This is a genomic window from Streptomyces sp. DH41 (assembly GCF_029813785.1).
Classification (GTDB): domain Bacteria; phylum Actinomycetota; class Actinomycetes; order Streptomycetales; family Streptomycetaceae; genus Streptomyces.
Genome location: NZ_JARVKY010000016.1, coordinates 27,241 through 41,731 on the forward strand (window position 1 = coordinate 27,241; position 14,491 = coordinate 41,731).

At 72.3% G+C, this 14,491-nt stretch carries 16 protein-coding genes; 11 read left to right on the forward strand and 5 right to left on the reverse strand.

Annotated elements, in window-relative coordinates; genetic code table 11:
- Positions 1-25: 25 nt before the first annotated feature.
- Genes QC283_RS24380 through QC283_RS24405 form a run of 6 tightly spaced genes read left to right on the forward strand, consistent with a single transcriptional unit; the run spans position 26 to position 4,601 of the window.
- Entirely contained in the window at positions 26-568 is a 543-nt protein-coding gene (locus tag QC283_RS24380) for an RNA polymerase sigma factor (protein WP_279563799.1), read from the forward strand.
- Positions 565-1,434, forward strand: coding sequence for a zf-HC2 domain-containing protein (locus QC283_RS24385; protein ID WP_279563800.1), 870 nt, complete (start codon positions 565-567; stop codon positions 1,432-1,434). Before QC283_RS24380 ends, QC283_RS24385 begins: the two co-directional genes overlap by 4 nt.
- Entirely contained in the window at positions 1,431-1,577 is a 147-nt protein-coding gene (locus tag QC283_RS24390; RefSeq protein ID WP_279563801.1) for a hypothetical protein, read from the forward strand. Before QC283_RS24385 ends, QC283_RS24390 begins: the two co-directional genes overlap by 4 nt.
- Positions 1,574-2,437, forward strand: a complete 864-nt coding sequence (locus tag QC283_RS24395) for an ABC transporter ATP-binding protein (RefSeq protein ID WP_279563802.1) — start codon at positions 1,574-1,576, stop codon at positions 2,435-2,437. Before QC283_RS24390 ends, QC283_RS24395 begins: the two co-directional genes overlap by 4 nt.
- The gene (locus QC283_RS24400) at positions 2,434-3,960 is read left to right on the forward strand and encodes an ABC transporter permease (protein WP_443032678.1); all 1,527 of its coding nucleotides are present in this window, start codon (positions 2,434-2,436) and stop codon (positions 3,958-3,960) included. Before QC283_RS24395 ends, QC283_RS24400 begins: the two co-directional genes overlap by 4 nt.
- Complete coding sequence (locus QC283_RS24405) at positions 3,948-4,601, forward strand: ABC transporter (protein ID WP_279563803.1); 654 nt, start codon at positions 3,948-3,950, stop codon at positions 4,599-4,601. The genes QC283_RS24400 and QC283_RS24405 overlap by 13 nt, the downstream gene beginning before the upstream one ends.
- Before the next feature lie 211 nt (positions 4,602-4,812).
- On the opposite strand, the gene mshD is transcribed toward QC283_RS24405, so the two are convergent.
- Entirely contained in the window at positions 4,813-5,742 is a 930-nt protein-coding gene (mshD, locus tag QC283_RS24410; protein ID WP_279563804.1) for a mycothiol synthase, read from the reverse strand.
- Positions 5,743-5,914: 172 nt separating this feature from the next.
- Between mshD and QC283_RS24415 the strand changes: the two genes are divergently transcribed.
- Positions 5,915-7,765, forward strand: coding sequence for a bifunctional metallophosphatase/5'-nucleotidase (locus QC283_RS24415; protein ID WP_279563805.1), 1,851 nt, complete (start codon positions 5,915-5,917; stop codon positions 7,763-7,765).
- Between the two features lie 333 nt (positions 7,766-8,098).
- Here QC283_RS24415 and QC283_RS24420 read toward each other — a convergent pair whose 3' ends face one another.
- The 3 genes from QC283_RS24420 to QC283_RS24430 all read right to left on the reverse strand — a co-directional run bounded on the left by QC283_RS24420 (position 8,099) and on the right by QC283_RS24430 (position 11,620).
- Positions 8,099-9,862, reverse strand: a complete 1,764-nt coding sequence (locus QC283_RS24420) for an immunity 49 family protein (protein ID WP_279563806.1) — start codon at positions 9,860-9,862, stop codon at positions 8,099-8,101.
- A 141-nt stretch (positions 9,863-10,003) separates the two neighbouring features.
- Positions 10,004-10,528: a hypothetical protein gene (locus QC283_RS24425; protein ID WP_279563807.1), complete on the reverse strand. Its 525-nt coding sequence runs from the start codon at positions 10,526-10,528 to the stop codon at positions 10,004-10,006.
- A gap of 261 nt (positions 10,529-10,789) precedes the next feature.
- Complete coding sequence (locus tag QC283_RS24430) at positions 10,790-11,620, reverse strand: SDR family oxidoreductase (protein ID WP_279563808.1); 831 nt, start codon at positions 11,618-11,620, stop codon at positions 10,790-10,792.
- Between the two features lie 65 nt (positions 11,621-11,685).
- On the opposite strand from QC283_RS24430, the gene QC283_RS24435 reads away from it, so the two are divergent.
- Complete coding sequence (locus tag QC283_RS24435; protein WP_279563809.1) at positions 11,686-12,324, forward strand: TetR/AcrR family transcriptional regulator; 639 nt, start codon at positions 11,686-11,688, stop codon at positions 12,322-12,324.
- Here the strand turns inward: QC283_RS24435 and QC283_RS24440 are convergent.
- Positions 12,287-12,577 (reverse strand): hypothetical protein, encoded by a 291-nt coding sequence (locus QC283_RS24440; protein ID WP_279563810.1) that lies wholly within the window; start codon positions 12,575-12,577, stop codon positions 12,287-12,289. The two genes, QC283_RS24435 and QC283_RS24440, sit on opposite strands and share 38 nt — an antisense overlap.
- A 127-nt stretch (positions 12,578-12,704) precedes the next feature.
- Here QC283_RS24440 and QC283_RS24445 point away from each other — a divergent pair, with 127 nt between their 5' ends.
- Genes QC283_RS24445 through QC283_RS24455 form a run of 3 tightly spaced genes read left to right on the forward strand, consistent with a single transcriptional unit; the run spans position 12,705 to position 14,427 of the window.
- Positions 12,705-13,538: a helix-turn-helix domain-containing protein gene (locus QC283_RS24445; RefSeq protein WP_279563811.1), complete on the forward strand. Its 834-nt coding sequence runs from the start codon at positions 12,705-12,707 to the stop codon at positions 13,536-13,538.
- Entirely contained in the window at positions 13,535-13,744 is a 210-nt protein-coding gene (locus QC283_RS24450; RefSeq protein WP_279563812.1) for a DUF397 domain-containing protein, read from the forward strand. The genes QC283_RS24445 and QC283_RS24450 overlap by 4 nt, the downstream gene beginning before the upstream one ends.
- Positions 13,741-14,427 carry a pentapeptide repeat-containing protein gene (locus QC283_RS24455; protein WP_279563813.1) on the forward strand — a complete coding sequence of 229 codons (687 nt, stop codon included), beginning with the start codon at positions 13,741-13,743 and terminating at the stop codon, positions 14,425-14,427. Before QC283_RS24450 ends, QC283_RS24455 begins: the two co-directional genes overlap by 4 nt.
- Positions 14,428-14,491: the final 64 nt, after the last annotated feature.

A 14,491-nucleotide genomic window follows, 5' to 3' on the forward strand; every position in this document is an offset into this window, starting at 1 on the left:
GGCCGGGCTCGTCCGATGAGGAGACGTGAGCGAAACGAGAAGCGACGGGGAGCTGCTGCGGGCCGTCGCGGCGGATGCCGACCGGCGCGCCTTCGAGGAGCTGTACCGCCGGTACGCCCCCTGGCTGACCGCACGCATGCGCGGCCGTTGCGCCGACGCCGGTGTCGTCGACGACGTCGTACAGGAGACCTTTCTCGCGGTGTGGCGCGGCAGCGCGCGTTACCGCGAGGAAGGCGACGTGGCCGGATGGCTGTGGCGGATCGGGTCCCGGCGGCTGGTCGACGTGCTGCGCGGCGACGGGGCACGGGGGCGGCTGCGGCAGGCACTGGCACGGTTGCGGCACCGGGACGAGGCCTCCGCCGAGGAGCGCGTCCTCGCCGGCGTCGAGCACGGCGACCTCGCCGGCGCGCTCGTCCGGCTCTCCCCGGAGCTGCGCGCGGTGCTCCAGGCCACCGTCGTCGACGGGCTGACCACCCGTGAGGCGGCCGTCCTGCTCGGCATTCCGCCGGGCACGGTCAAGACGCGGGCGATGCGCGCCCGCCGACAGCTGCGGGAGGCGCTGGCATGAGTATCGAGGACAGCCGTCGCCGGAACACCTGGCACGTGGACGAGGACGACCTGCGGGCCTACGCCCGGGGCGAGCTGGCGGCGCCCGTACTGTGGTCCGCCGACGCCCACCTGACCGCCTGCGCGCACTGCCGCGGCGTCCTCGCCGAGGTGAGTGACCGAGCGGCTCTGGACATCGGCTGGGAACGGCTCGACGCCGAACTGGACGCCCCCCGGCCGGGCCGGTTCGAGGGTCTGCTGGTGCGGTGCGGCGTCGGTGACGCGACCGCGCGGCTGCTCGCGGCCACCCCCGTACTGCGCCGGTCCTGGCTCGGCGCGGTCGTCGCCGTGCTGCTGACGACCTTCGTCGTCGCCTTCACGGCGGGCGCCGTCCGCACGCCCACCCTGTTCCTCGCCTTCGCGCCGCTGCTGCCGCTGGCCGGGGTGGCGCTCGCCTACGGGCCCGCGCTGGACCCGACGTACGAGATGGCGGTCGTCTCGCCGATGCACGGCTTCCGGCTGCTGATGATCCGGACGGTCGCCGTTTTGGCCGTCGCGCTCGGGGTGAACGGGCTGGCGACCCTCGCCCTGCCGGGATACGGGCTGCGCGCCCTGGCCTGGCTGCTGCCCGGGCTAGCCCTCACCGCGACCGGGCTCGCGCTGACGCCCCGGCTGGGTCCGGTGGGCGCGCCGTTGGCCGTCGCGGGGGCGTGGGTGGCCGTGCTGCTGGCCGCGGACGCGGCGCGCGCGGCCGAGGACGGTCCGCTGGCGCCGTTCACCGCGGCCGGGCAGGGCGTGTCCGGGGTGGTGGCCGTACTGGGTGCCGGGCTGCTCTTTCTGTTCCGTGACCGGTTCGACGGCTCCGTCCGTCCGCGGGGCGCCGCGTGAGCCCCGGCTTCTCGCACGCCTCCTGCCCGCACGCCTCCTGCCCGCACGCCTCCTGCCCGCTCGTCTTCGTCCCGCTCGTCTCCTTCTTGCTCGTCTCCTTCTTGCTCGTCGTCCCCTTCCTGCACGGGAGTACCGCCGTATGAACCCCCCCACCGTTTCCGCCTCCGGGCTCGGCCTTCACTACGGCCGTACCCGCGCCCTCGACGACGTGTCACTGCGGCTGACCCCGGGCGTCACCGGGCTGCTCGGACCCAACGGGGCCGGGAAGACCACGCTGCTGCGGGTGCTCGCCACCGCCGTGCCCGCCGACCGGGGGGCCTTCACCGTGCTCGGGCACGACCCGGCGACCGCGCGGGGGCGGCAGGAGGTGCGGCGGCGGCTCGGTTACCTGCCGCAGACGCCCGGTTTCCATCCGGACTTCACCGCCTTCGAGTTCGTCGACTACGTCGCGATCCTGAAGGAGCTGACGGACCGTGCCGCCCGCCACCGCGAGGTGCGGCGGGTACTGGACGAGGTCGACCTGCGGGACGTACGCGGGCGCAGGATCAAGAAGCTGTCCGGGGGCATGCGGCAGCGGGTCGCGCTCGCGGCCGCGTTGGTCGGTGACCCCGGGTTCCTGGTCCTCGACGAACCGACCGTCGGGCTGGACCCGGAGCAGCGGATGCGGTTCCGGGAGCTGATCGCCGGGGCGGGGGAAGGGCGGACCGTCCTGCTGTCCACCCATCAGACCGAGGACGTCGCGATGCTCTGCCACCGGGTCGTCGTCATGGCCGCCGGGGCCGTGCGGTTCGACGGCACCCCGGCCGAGCTGACCGCGCGGGCCGCCGGGCGCGTGTGGAGCAGCACGGAGAAGGACCCGGGCGCGAAGGCCGGGTGGCGCACCGGGACCGGAGCCTTCCGGAACGTGGGCGACCCGCCCGCCGGAGCGGAGCTGGTCGCCCCCGCCCTCGAAGACGGCTACCTGCTCGCCCTCGACGGCGCCGACGCGGAGGTGGCCGCATGAGCGCCGGCACCGTACTGACGGCGACCCCGCCCGCCGCCATGGAGACCGAACCGCGCGGCAGTGCGCGGGCCGTGCTCGCCCTGGCACGTTTCGAGGCGCGCCGCCTGCTGCTGCGGGTCCCCGTCGTCATCGCCTTCGCGGCGTACGTCGCGTGGATCGTCTGGCGCACACGGAGCTCGTGGGACGGTTACCCGGCGTTGCAGGACGTCGACCGCGCCACCCAGAGCATGCCGATGCTCGTCGGCCTCGCCGTCCTGCTGTGCGCCAACTACGCGGTCCTGCGCTCCGAGCGGCACGGCACCGAGCCCCACTTCGCGGTGCTGGTGCTGCCGCCCTGGCGCCGTACGGTCGCCCACGCGCTGTCCGTCGTACCGGCCGCTGCGCTCGTCGCGGTGTGTGTGACCGGCCAGTTCGCCTGGGAGGCCTTCAAGCCGGGCGCCATCGGCCACGGCTCGCCGGCCGAACTCCTCGTCGGACCGCTGACGGTGCTGCTGGCCGGGGCCGTCGGAGTACTGCTGGCCCGGGTGGCGCGTTCGGCGCTCGCCGCGCCGCTGGTGGTCGTCCTGCTGCTGTTCACGCTCGTCCTCGGCACGGCGCCGGGCGGTGCGGGCGGCCTGTCGTGGCTGGCACCCGTCGTCGCCGAGAACAGCTCCAACACCCTGCCCTCCGACCTGCTGGGACGGCCCGCCGCCTGGCACGCCCTGTACCTGGCGGGCGCGGCCCTGTGCGCGGCCTTCCTCGCCGTGCTCCTCGCCGGCGGGCGGAACCTGGCCGTCCGGGCGGGCGTCGCCCTGACCCTCGCGCTGGCGGTGACGGGCGGAGTGCTGCAGGCCCGGGGCGTGGCGCCGTCACCGGAACTGACCGCGGCCCGCGAGCGCGCCTCGGTGCGCCCCGAGCAGACCTGCGTCGAGCACGGCCGGTCGACGTACTGCGCCTTCCCCGAGTGGACGCCCCGCACCGGAACCTGGGCCGGGGTCGTGGACCGGGTCCAGTCCCTGGCGGGCGGATCGGCGCACGAGCGGCGGCTCGTCGTACGACAGCGGATCGACGCCCGGTACGGGATGGACGGCGACGCCGCGATCCCCGGCCTGACCGGTGCCGATCAGGTGACGGTGGGCACCGCGTGGGGCGGCAACCGGGTGCCCGAGTTCTCCAGTGCCGTCGCCGCCGTGCTGGTCGCGGGGACGGAGGAGGCGGGGAGCGAGATCTGCGACGGGCGGATGGTCACCCTCATGTGGCTCTCCCTGAGCTGGCAGGACGACCCGATGGACGCCATGCGCCGGGTCCGTCTCGACGACAGCGTGAAGGGCTCCGCCATCGTCCTGTCGCCCACCGACCCCCTCTCCATGACGGAGGGGCAGACGGACGTCGTACGGCGACTGCTGGAGAAGCCGCGTCCCGGTGTCGGGGACCAGGTGAAGGCGCACTGGGCCGAGCTGACCTCGCCGGACGTCACGACCGCGCGGGCCGCCGAACTGCTGGGCGTGGCCGGGCCGGAGAAGGCGGACTCGTGCGAGGACTGACGCTCGCCCTGGCCGTCCCGGTCTGGCGCACGCTGCCGTGGCGGGCGCTGGCCGCCGCCGGGACCGCCGGGCTGCTGCTCGCGGCCACACCGGTCGTCGTCGGCGGGGAGCCGAGCCCCTGGGAGACACTGACCCTGTTACGGGGGACCGCGCTGATCGGCGCGCTAGGCCTGGCCTTCCTGCTGGACGACCCGGCCCGGCACCTCACCGCTCCCCTCCCGGCCCGGCGCCCGCTGCGGCAGGCGCTGCGGGTCGCCCTGGTCGCACCGCTCGCCGCGCTGTGGTGGACGGCCGTACTGCTGCTCGCCCCCTCGGCGTCCCGTCCCCCGGCCGGTGACATCACCCTGGAGGCGGCGGCGCTGGGCGTGCTCGCCCTCGCCGGTGCCGCGACGGCGGTACGGCTGACGGACGAGGCGCGTCCGGGGCCGTTCATCGCGGCGGCGCTGCTGCTCACGGCCGTTCTCGCGCCCCTGCTCTCGCCGGAGGACTGGGCGCTGTTCGTGCCGCCCGACGATCCGCGGTGGCCGTCGGCACACGACCGGTGGGCGGTGCTGCTGGGGGCGGTGGCCGTGGTGTGGGGGGTGTGCGGACCGGAGCCCGTGGGACGCCGGAGGACGCGTGGGGCCGGCGGACCGGCCTGACGTGCGGGGCCGGAGGGCCGGTCTGACGTGCGAGGCCGACGGACCGGTCTGACGCGTGGGGCTGTGCGGACCGGAGCCCGTGGGACGCCGGAGGACGCGTGGGGCCGGCGGACCGGTCTGACGCGTGGGGCCGGAGGGCCGGTCTGACGTGCGAGGCCGACGGACCGGTCTGACGTGTGGGGCCCTCACGTCTGCCCCGACGCGCGGGCCCTCACGTCTCCGTGCGGTACATCAGGTCCGTCTCGTGGGTGACGAAGCCCAGGCGCTCGTAGACGGACACCGCCGCCGTGTTGTCGGCGTCGACGTACAGCATCGCCGTGGGCAGCCCCCGCTCCGCCAGGTGCCGCAGGCCGATGGTGGTCAGGGCCTTGCCCAGGCCGCCGCCCTGGGCGTCGGGGCGAATGCCGAGGACGTACACCTCACCGAGCCGTTCCTCGGCGTGCACCTTGGTCCAGTGGAAGCCGATCAGCTCGCCGCCCCGTTCGGCCAGGAAGAACCCCGCCGGGTCGAACCAGGCCTCGTCCTTCCGGTCGTCGAGGTCCCGCTGGGTGAGGGCGCCCTGCTCGGGGTGGTGGGCGAAGGCGGCGGCGTTCACCGCGAGCCAGGCCGCGTCGTCCCGTCCCGGCACGAAGGTGCGGACGGTCACGCCCTCGGGCAGTCGCGGGTCCGGCAGGTCCAGGTCGGCCAGCGGCCGACGCAGCTGCCGCAGTTCACGGAAGAGGGTCAGACCGAGGACCTGGGCGAGATGACGGGCGGCGGAGTGGCCGCCGTGCGCCCAGAGCCGCAGCCGCTTGCCGGAGGCGGCGAGCAGCGCGGAACCCAGGGCGCGCCCGTGCCCCCGGCCCCGGTGCGAGGGGTGGACGACCAGCTCGGCTGCCGGGGGCTCGATCGGGTCGGTGCCCTCCAGTTGGGCGTAGCCGACGAGTTCGCCACCGTCGGTGGTGAGCAGCAGATGGGCGACGCCCTCCCGCGCCGGGCCGCGCAGTTGCAGCCGTCCCTGCTCGGACACGGCCTGCTGCCCGTCGTTGCGGGCGGCCTCGGTGAGCAGGGCGAGGACGGTGTCGCTCTGTTCCGGGGTGAGTTCGGCGAGGGTCTCGATCGAGCGGGGGTGGCCGGGCTGCACGATGTCGTCGCTGGTCATGCATACGAGGTTAAGGGGCGGGTGCGGCAAAGCGGCGGCAGTGCGGGAGGGGGAAGTTAAACCAGGATGTAACCCGGTTCCCCCTGTCGCGCTACGCGCGTTGACTCTAGGCTGCTGCGCCGGCGGGCCGTCTCCTCAGCGGCTCGCGTCACGCACACCCACAGGGGGGCGCATGCCAGCCACAGCACAGTCGCACCAACCGCGCCGTAGACGCCGTACGAACCGGCTCCTCGCCGTCGCCGCCACGGTCGTCACCGCCGGGGCGCTCGCCGCCGCGGCCCTGCCGGCGTCGGCGAACGCGGGCGAGAGCCACCGGGGCCACGGCGGCCATGGCGGCAACGGCGGCCACGGGCATGGTCACGGCCACGGCCGCTACCAGGACGTCCAGCTCCTGTCCTTCAACGACCTGCACGGCAACCTGGAACCGCCGACCGGCTCCTCCGGCCGGGTCACCGAGATCCAGCCGGACGGTACGACGAAGACGGTCGACGCGGGCGGCGTCGAGTACCTCGCCACTCACCTCCGCGAGGCCCGCGAGGGCAACCGCTACTCCATCACCGCCGCCGGCGGCGACATGGTCGGCGCGTCCCCGCTCCTGTCCGGCCTCTTCCACGACGAGCCGACCATCGAGGCGCTGAACAAGCTCGACCTGGACGTGACGAGCGTCGGCAACCACGAGTTCGACGAGGGCGCGGCGGAGCTCGGCCGCCTCCAGAACGGCGGCTGCCACCCCACCGAGGGCTGCTACACGGACAAGGAGTTCAAGGGCGCCGACTTCCCGTACCTGGCGGCGAACGTCCTCGACGAGGAGTCCGGCAAACCGATTCTGAAGCCGTACTGGGTGTGGAAGCACAAGGGCGTCAAGGTCGGTTTCATCGGCGTGACCCTGGAGGGCACCCCGGACATCGTCTCGGCGGAGGGCGTGAAGGGCCTCTCCTTCAAGGACGAGGTCGAGACGATCGACAAGTACGCCAAGGTGCTCCAGCGCCAGGGCGTGAAGTCGATCGTGGCCCTGGTCCACGAGGGCGGCTTCCCGGCCTCGTCCTCCTACAACTACGACTGCGACTCCCCGGGCGCCGGTGACGGCGTCTCCGGCCCGATCGCCGACATCGCCAAGAACGTCACGCCCCAGGTCGACGCGCTGGTCACCGGGCACACCCACGCGGCGTACGCCTGCACGATCCCCGACCCGTCGGGCAACCCCCGCACGGTCACGTCGGCCGCGTCCTTCGGCCGCCTCTACACGGACACGACGCTGACGTACGACCGCCGTACCGGCGACATCGCCCGTACGGCCGTGAAGTCGGCGAACCACGTGGTGACGCGGGACGTCCCGAAGGCACCGGACATGACCCGGCTGATCGACCGGTGGAACACTCTCGCCGCCCCGATCGGCAACCGCCCCGTCGGCTACATCTCCGGCGACATCGACCGGACCGGCACCGAGTCCCCGCTCGGCGACCTGATCGCCGACGCGCAACTCGCGTACGGCAGGACCCAGGACCCGGAGACCGACCTGGCCCTGATGAACCCGGGCGGCATCCGCGCCCCGCTGACGTACGCGTCCACGGGCAGCGAGGGCGACGGCGTCGTCACGTACGCCGAGGGCTTCACGGTCCAGCCCTTCGCCAACACGGTGAATCTGAAGGACTACACGGGCGCCCAGCTGATCCAGGTGCTGAAGGAGCAGGTCAGCGGCGCGAACGAGGCGGCCCCGAAGATCCTCCAGGTCTCCTCCGGCCTGACCTACACCCTGGACCTGACGAAGACGGGCGCGGACCGCGTCGTCACGGACTCCATCCGCCTGAACGGCGCGCCCGTCGACCCGGCGGCCACCTACCGCGTCGCGTCGAACAGCTTCCTCGCGGGCGGCGGCGACGGCTTCACCACGCTGGGCGAGGGCGCGAACGAACTCGTCGGCGCGGACGACCTGACGGCGCTGGAGCAGTATCTGACGGCCAACTCGTCGGCGACCGCACCGATCGCCCCGCCGGCGGCCGACCGGATCACGGTCGTCCAGTAGTCGGCCACCGACTGCGGGGAGGGGCCCGGTACGCACGCGGCGGGCGCCGTGCGAGGCCGACGTGTACCGGGCCCCTCCCGCGACTCGGTGTGCATGGTGGCCGTGCCGGGGGCGGGGCGCTTCCTCCGAAGCGAGTACGTATGGCGTGCGAAGTTCACGGTGCGCTCTTATGAGCGGGGTGTGAACAAATGGCCTGAATCGTCCTCGCCTTTTTGGGTGGCAGGGTGTCGCTGGCGGGTGCCGCCGACCGTCACCACGGGCCGTCACCGCGGGCCGCCGTCATGGGCCGCCGTCATGGGCCGCCACCGCGGGCCGGCCTTGCCGGCCGGCCGACTAGAAGGGTTCAGCGGCCCGCAGGAGGTCTTGCGGGAGGTAGGCGGATTCGACGCGGATGTCCCAGCCGCGGCGGCGGGCGTGGCAGGCCAGGGCAAGGGCATCGAGGTTGACGGAGGCGTCCGGATCGTCGGCGCGGTCCGCGACCTGGTAGTAGGCGCGGTGGGCTTCGAGCGCGTCGGCCAGGGCCAGGTTGAAGCTCTCCTCGTCGCCTTCCACGAGCTGCGACAGCAGCACGGCCGGCGGCATGGCGAAGCCCCGGTCCTTGGCTCGCTCGGCCTGCTCCAAGGCCCGCTGCGCGGCTGCTTCGGGCTCGGCGCCCTTCAGATAGGCGTGGAGGGCCTCCCGATACGCGGCGAAGGCGCCGCTGTCCGGACGGACGGCGGCGGGGCCGGTGAGGACCAGGGGGGCAAGGTCCTCCGGTGCGCCGGTGACAAGGGCGAAGGCAGTGGCCTTCTGCCAGTTGCCGGCTCCGGCTTTCTCCTTCCGCTCGGCCGGGTAGCGCAGCGTGCGGCCGTCGATGATCACCTCGGCCTCGGAGCCCGGCTGGGCCAGCGCGACGCGGAACAAGGCCGCTCCCGCCTGCGAGGCCAGCCGAAGGCACGAGAGCTGGGCGTCCGTGGCACCGACACCGCCGGGGGCCCCCGCACGCCACTTGAAGAGACGTTCCTGGTCGCCCATGACGCCGGCGAGCCGCCAGACGGCGAGGGGCCTTCCGTCGACGGGGGTGAACGCCTCCCGAGCGCGTTTCTCGTACATGGCCTCGAGCTGTGGACTCACCGTCCAGTCGAGGGCCGGCCGCTCCACCACCAGCGGGCCCGCGGCGAGCTCGGCCACCGCGTCCGGCCGCCGGTCCCGGCCGAACCCCGCGACCCGTGGGCCCCGGGTCTCGAAGCCGGTGACCAGCGCGTGCGGGAGGTAGTCGGTTCGGACGGCGGGCGTCCAGCCCAGGGTCCGGTACGCGAGTGCGGCGAGGGCCAGGGGGACGAGTGGGAGAAGGCTGCTGGGGGACGCCGCGCCGCCGTGCAGGTTCGCGTGCCCGACCAGGAGGTCGGCCAGCGCGGCGTCGAAGGCGTCCCGGTCCTCGGCGGCCAGCGCGCGCAGCGTTCGCAGCGCCACGCTGCCCGGCCATTCCACAAGCGGCTCGCCCGTCTCCTCGGCGCGGGTACGGACGCGGTCCAGAGCCGCGTCGACGGCGGCCAGCTTGGCGCGCGCGCTCGGCGGGTACTCCTCGTCGTCGCCGATGTCGTCCAGGACCACGGCCGCCAGCCCTGCGGCGAGCTCGTGACCGGGCGTTCCCGGCGCCTGCCCGGCGAACTTCTGCCGGGCGAAGTAGAAGGCCTCGCCGTGCCATCTGACCTTGTCCCCGAGGACCGACAGGCACAGCGCGTCGACCCACTCCCCGGGCGTGACGCTCTCCGCGGGACCGTCCGCGCCCGGGTCGTAGCTCATGCCGAAGTTCACGTAATCCAGGAAGACATGGAAGCTGCTGTGAGGGTGGTAGGCCGCGTAGGCGACGGCGCCGGCCGCGGCCTCGGACGCGTCCTTCAGCGCGGCCTTCGCCTCGGCGGTGTCGAGGTCGGGTGTCTCGACGGACAGGGAACCCAGGTAGTCGAGGAACTCGTCGGAGATCGACTGCCATTCGTAGGTGGTCATCCGGTCGGCCCTCGACATGGACCTGACCTGCCCCCCGATGCGGTTCACGAAGTCCTCGCGCGCTGCCGACACGGCGCGCTCGTCTACCTGGTGACGCTCTATTCGCACGTGCCCCGCTCCTTGATCGGCTGTAGTCGGCAGCCTACGCGCGAGGTCTGACAGGGCCGTCGGCCTTCTTCACGAGAACCGAAGGACGGGGCAGCACCCTGCTGACGTCGAAGCGACCGGCCTCACGGTGTCCGGTGTGTCTCACTTCCGCTTGACGGGCGGGCAGGTGCCGGTGTCTGTGCCGATGGAGTTGATTTCGGCGTTGGAGCGGGGGTCGCCGGTGTAGTCGAGCTGGTCGGTGCACTTGGTGTCGGAGGGCGACTTCTGGACGGGCGGGCAGGTGCCGGTGTCTGTGCCGATGGAGTTGATTTCGGCGTTGGAGCGGGAGTCGCCGGTGTAGTCGAGCTGGTCGGTGCACTTGGTGTCGGACGGTGACTTCTGGACGGGCGGGCAGGTGCCGGTGTCTGTGCCGATGGAGTTGATTTCGGCGTTGGAGCGGGAGTCGCCCGCGTAGTCGAGCTGGTCCGTGCACTTCGTGTCGGGCTTGGCGGGCGTGCCCGACGACTTGCCCTCCGCAGTGTCGGACTGCGCGTCGCTCGTGGCCGCGGCCGACGAGCCGCTCGCGGAAGAGGACGCGTTGTCGACGCCGCCGCCGTCGCATGCCGTCAGTGCCAGGCCGAGGGCCACCGCGGTCATGGTCAGTACCGAGATCTTCCGAGTGCGCATGCTGGTGTCTGTCCTCTGCGTGGGGGGCTGTCGCCGGTGTGGCGTTCTGCCTTCCAGGACAGTCGGTGTGGTTGCCCCAGTTGCCTCTTGATCGTGCTCAGGACACGTTCGTGACATGACGGCGACCGCGTCATGATGTCCGCTGTCCGTTCTGGGTGTGCCGTCCGCTGAGACCGTGTGCCCAGGAGTGAGGACCGGAACAGCGAGGCTGTCGACTCGGGCCGGGGTACGACAGGGCCTGCCGTACCCCGGCGACCGGGGTCAGGCGCCCGGAGTGAGGCGGCCGGAACGGATGGCGGCGACGACACCACCATCCACCAGCAGGTCGTTGCCGGTGATGAAGGTGGCGCCGGGGCCGAGCAGGAAGGCGGCGGCCTCGGCGATGTCGTCGGGGGTGCCCACACGGCCGGTGCCCGACGCGGAGATCATCGCGCGCATCGCCCGGCCGCTGTCCCCGGCGAGTTCCTGCTGCCCCATGGGAGTGGCGATCACGCCGGGGCTGATGCAGTTGATCCGGGCCCCCCGCTCGCCCCAGGAGGCGCTGGCAGCCTGGACGCGCAGCCGGTTGCCGTACTTGGCGAACCCGTAGGTACCCCGCCCCAGAACCTCCGGATCGGCGAAGGGCAGCTCCAGCAGCTCGTCGGCGGGCGTGTGGGCGAGGGCCCGTTCCTGTTCCGGGCTCAGCGGGGCGGGCAGCATGTGACCGGCCATGCTGGAGATCACCACCCCCGCGCCGCCGGGCGCGACGACCCGCCCGAACGCCTCCAGGACCAGCGCCGTACCGAGCAGGTCCACCTTCAGCACGGCGTCGGCCGGCGCCTGAACGGGCGACAGCCCCGCCGTGTGCACGACCTGGGTCACGGAACCGAGCTGTGCCGCCGCGTCCGCGAGAGCGGTGACCGAGGGCCGCGAGGAGACGTCGACGGGCCGCGTGACGACGTCGTGGCCCTGACCGCGCAGGAGATCCGCCACGGCGGCGAGAGTCCTCTCGTCATAGTCCGCGAGCAGCAGCTTGTTGCCCGCGCCCTGACGTCGGGCGATGGCCTGTCCCATGCCGCCGACACCGATGACGACGACCACGTTCGTGCCCATGGGGCACCTCCATTACGTAACGATACGGCTCGTAATTAAAAGATCCTCTCGTAGGATAAGCAGCTATGGATGAGGTGCGGCGGCCTGGACGGCCCCGGGACGCGGCCACGGACCAGGCGATCCTGGAGGCGGCACGGGATGTCCTCCTGCGCGACGGATACGCCGGACTGTCGATGGAGAAGGTCGCCGCAGCGGCGGGCGTCGGCAAACCCACGCTCTACCGGCGCTGGTCCGCCAAAGCGGCCCTGGTCGGCGATGTCGTATGGCACAGCTTCCACGCCGCCGTGCCCGCCATCCACCCGCCCGGCCCACAGGCCGTGGGCGACGCCACCCAGCGGCTGACCGCCTGGTTCCGGGCCTACGCCACATCGGCCGGCGACCCACGCCACGCCGCCATGATCCTCGCGCTGACCGCTGCCGCCGCCGAGAGCCCGCACGACGCCGAAAGCCTCTACCGGCACCACACCCGCCCGCAGTACGAGGCGGTCGTCGGCTGCCTGCGGGCGGGAGTGGCGAGCGGCGAATTCCGCGCCGACGCGGACCTCGAAGCCGTCGCCGACGCCCTCATCGGCTCCGTCCTCTACCAACTCCTCACCCGCACCGGCGACGCCGCACCCCTACGGGCCGAGCACCTGCTCGACGTCCTGCTGGCCGGACTGCGCCCTGTCACCTGCGCCCCGACTGGACACGCTCCCCGCGACTGACCGCGATGCGGACCACGTCCTCCAGCGACTCCGTCGCCCTGGTCAGCGCGAACCGCAACGCCCGCTCACCGGCCTTCCGGTCGGCCAGCACCGCCCGAGCGCCCGCGAGCACCTGCTCGCCCGAGCCCAACTGGGCTTCCTCGATGTCGTCCGCGAGCCGGGAGAGCAGGCTGCGGCTGTCGTCGGTGCTCAGGTAGCAGGGGTTGCCTTCGGGGGTGGTCCAGGGGAGGAGGCGGAGTGGAGAGGCGTCCATGAGGTCTGTCCCTTCGGAGCTGCGGCCAGGGGGAGATTACGTTTCGTGTCTCGATGGTCACTGCCTGCGCGTACGCTGCGAAAGGGGCCAGGCGTTGCCTGGTCAGCGGACAATGGTGAGGGCAGGCATGGAGGAACACCCGGTCGACGAGGGGCAGTCGAGGCGCGCCGAGCTGGGTGGGACGCTCCGGATACTCCGTGAGAAGGCGGCCAAGTCGCTTGGCCAGCTGGCCGAGGAGACCTCGTACGACAAGAGCTACCTGTACCGCTTGGAGAAGGGTGAACGGCTCTCCAAACGGGCGGTCATGGAAGACCTGGACAGGTATCACGGCACCGGTGACCTGTTGGTCCGCTTGTGGCGGGACGCGCGCCGGGAGGTCGTCAAGGACAAGTACAAGGACTTCATGGAACTGGAGTCGACGGCACGGGTGATGTGGCTGTTCCAGCTCCGAGTGCCGGGCCTGTTGCAGACGGAGGCCTACGCGCGGACGGTGTTGTCGGGGTTGTCCGGAGCCCAGACCAAGGCAGACAACAGCGAGGCGGTCGAGGAACAGGTCGCCTTGCGCCTGGGACGGCAGGAGTTGCTGCACCGCCACCCTGCGCCGAGTGTCCGGGTGATCCTGGACGAAGGGGCGTTGCGGCGGCCGGTTCCCGACGTGAGGGTCTGGGCTGAGCAGCTGTCACACCTGGTGGACGCGGCGGAACTGCCGTCTGTGGCCATCCAGGTGCTTCCCTATGCCGCAGGAGTACACGACCTCATGAGCAGCGATCTCATCCTGTTGTGGCAGCGGCTCGGCGACCCTGTCGCCTATGTGGAAGGCAACAGCATCGGCCAATTGATCGACGATCCGGACAAGGTTCTGTCCTTTCGTTTGTCCTACGATCTGGTCAGGGACGCGGCTCTGACTCCGGCGGAGTCGACGGCGTTCATCAAGCGCCTTCTTGAGGAGTGCAGATCATGAACCGAACCCTTGACCTGACCACCGCGGCCTGGCGTAAGTCGTCCTACAGCGACGGCGGCGCATCGAACTGCGTCGAGGTGGCCGACGGCTACGTCGGCCTCGTCCCGGTGCGCGACAGCAAGGTGCCGGACGGCCGGGCGCTCCTGTTCGGGGCGAGCCCGTGGGGGGCCTTCCTGACGGGGATCAAGTGTGACGACCGTCAGTGAGCGCACTGTCCGGCATCCGTGATGTGAGGCGAGTCGTCCCACTGCTGCCGCCGGACGCGGAGGCCGCCGCCGTTCTGCGGGAGTGGGCCGACGAAGCGGATTCACTACTGGACGTTTCGGCACTCGACCTCTCCCGGGCCGATCTGTCGGGCACGGTCCTCGCGATGGGGCTTCTTTGCGAGACCGTCCTCCGAGATGCCAAGCTCGTCGGCACCGACCTCTACCGGGCCCACCTGGAAGGCGCGCTGCTCGATCGGGCCGATCTCTCCAGCGCGTGGCTGGCCAAGGCCGAGCTGGACGAGGCCTCCCTGCGCGGCACCATCCTGGACGGGGCGAACCTGGGCAGCGCCGGCCTGTACGAGGTCGACGCCCGGTCCGCTCGCTTCACGTCGGCCGGACTCAACGGCGCTTCGCTGGTCGGCACCCGGCTGGAGGGCGCCGACCTGTCCCATGCGTCAGTGCGGGAGACGTCCTTCAAGGCGGTGATCGACGAGTACACGATCGTGACCGGGCTCTCAGGCACACTCTTCGGCCCCGCGGTCATCGACCGGGCGGGCGTGCGGCGCGAGATCGACGGGCTCGACCTCGAGCAGTGGCTGAACAGCCGCGGTGCGGAGGTGCGTGTGCTCACCCCACGTCTGGCGCTACGGAGTCGAAGGGGTCAAGCGGACGGCGTGCCGTAGGCACCTTCGGGTGAAGGGGAGCGGCGGGCGGCGACCCTCTGGCCGTGAGGTGACTATGGTGGGG

Excerpts from the sequence above, each read along its gene's own strand:
- QC283_RS24450 (WP_279563812.1), top strand. The coding sequence starts at position 13,535 with ATGAACCGAACCCTTGACCTGACCACCGCGGCCTGGCGTAAGTCGTCC.
- QC283_RS24435 (WP_279563809.1), top strand. The coding sequence starts at position 11,686 with ATGGATGAGGTGCGGCGGCCTGGACGGCCCCGGGACGCGGCCACGGAC.
- QC283_RS24415 (WP_279563805.1), top strand. The coding sequence starts at position 5,915 with ATGCCAGCCACAGCACAGTCGCACCAACCGCGCCGTAGACGCCGTACG.
- QC283_RS24425 (WP_279563807.1), bottom strand. The coding sequence starts at position 10,528 with ATGCGCACTCGGAAGATCTCGGTACTGACCATGACCGCGGTGGCCCTC.
- QC283_RS24395 (WP_279563802.1), top strand. The coding sequence starts at position 1,574 with ATGAACCCCCCCACCGTTTCCGCCTCCGGGCTCGGCCTTCACTACGGC.
- QC283_RS24400 (WP_443032678.1), top strand. The coding sequence starts at position 2,434 with ATGAGCGCCGGCACCGTACTGACGGCGACCCCGCCCGCCGCCATGGAG.
- QC283_RS24430 (WP_279563808.1), bottom strand. The coding sequence starts at position 11,620 with ATGGGCACGAACGTGGTCGTCGTCATCGGTGTCGGCGGCATGGGACAG.
- mshD (WP_279563804.1), bottom strand. The coding sequence starts at position 5,742 with ATGACCAGCGACGACATCGTGCAGCCCGGCCACCCCCGCTCGATCGAG.
- QC283_RS24445 (WP_279563811.1), top strand. The coding sequence starts at position 12,705 with ATGGAGGAACACCCGGTCGACGAGGGGCAGTCGAGGCGCGCCGAGCTG.
- QC283_RS24385 (WP_279563800.1), top strand. The coding sequence starts at position 565 with ATGAGTATCGAGGACAGCCGTCGCCGGAACACCTGGCACGTGGACGAG.
- QC283_RS24440 (WP_279563810.1), bottom strand. The coding sequence starts at position 12,577 with ATGGACGCCTCTCCACTCCGCCTCCTCCCCTGGACCACCCCCGAAGGC.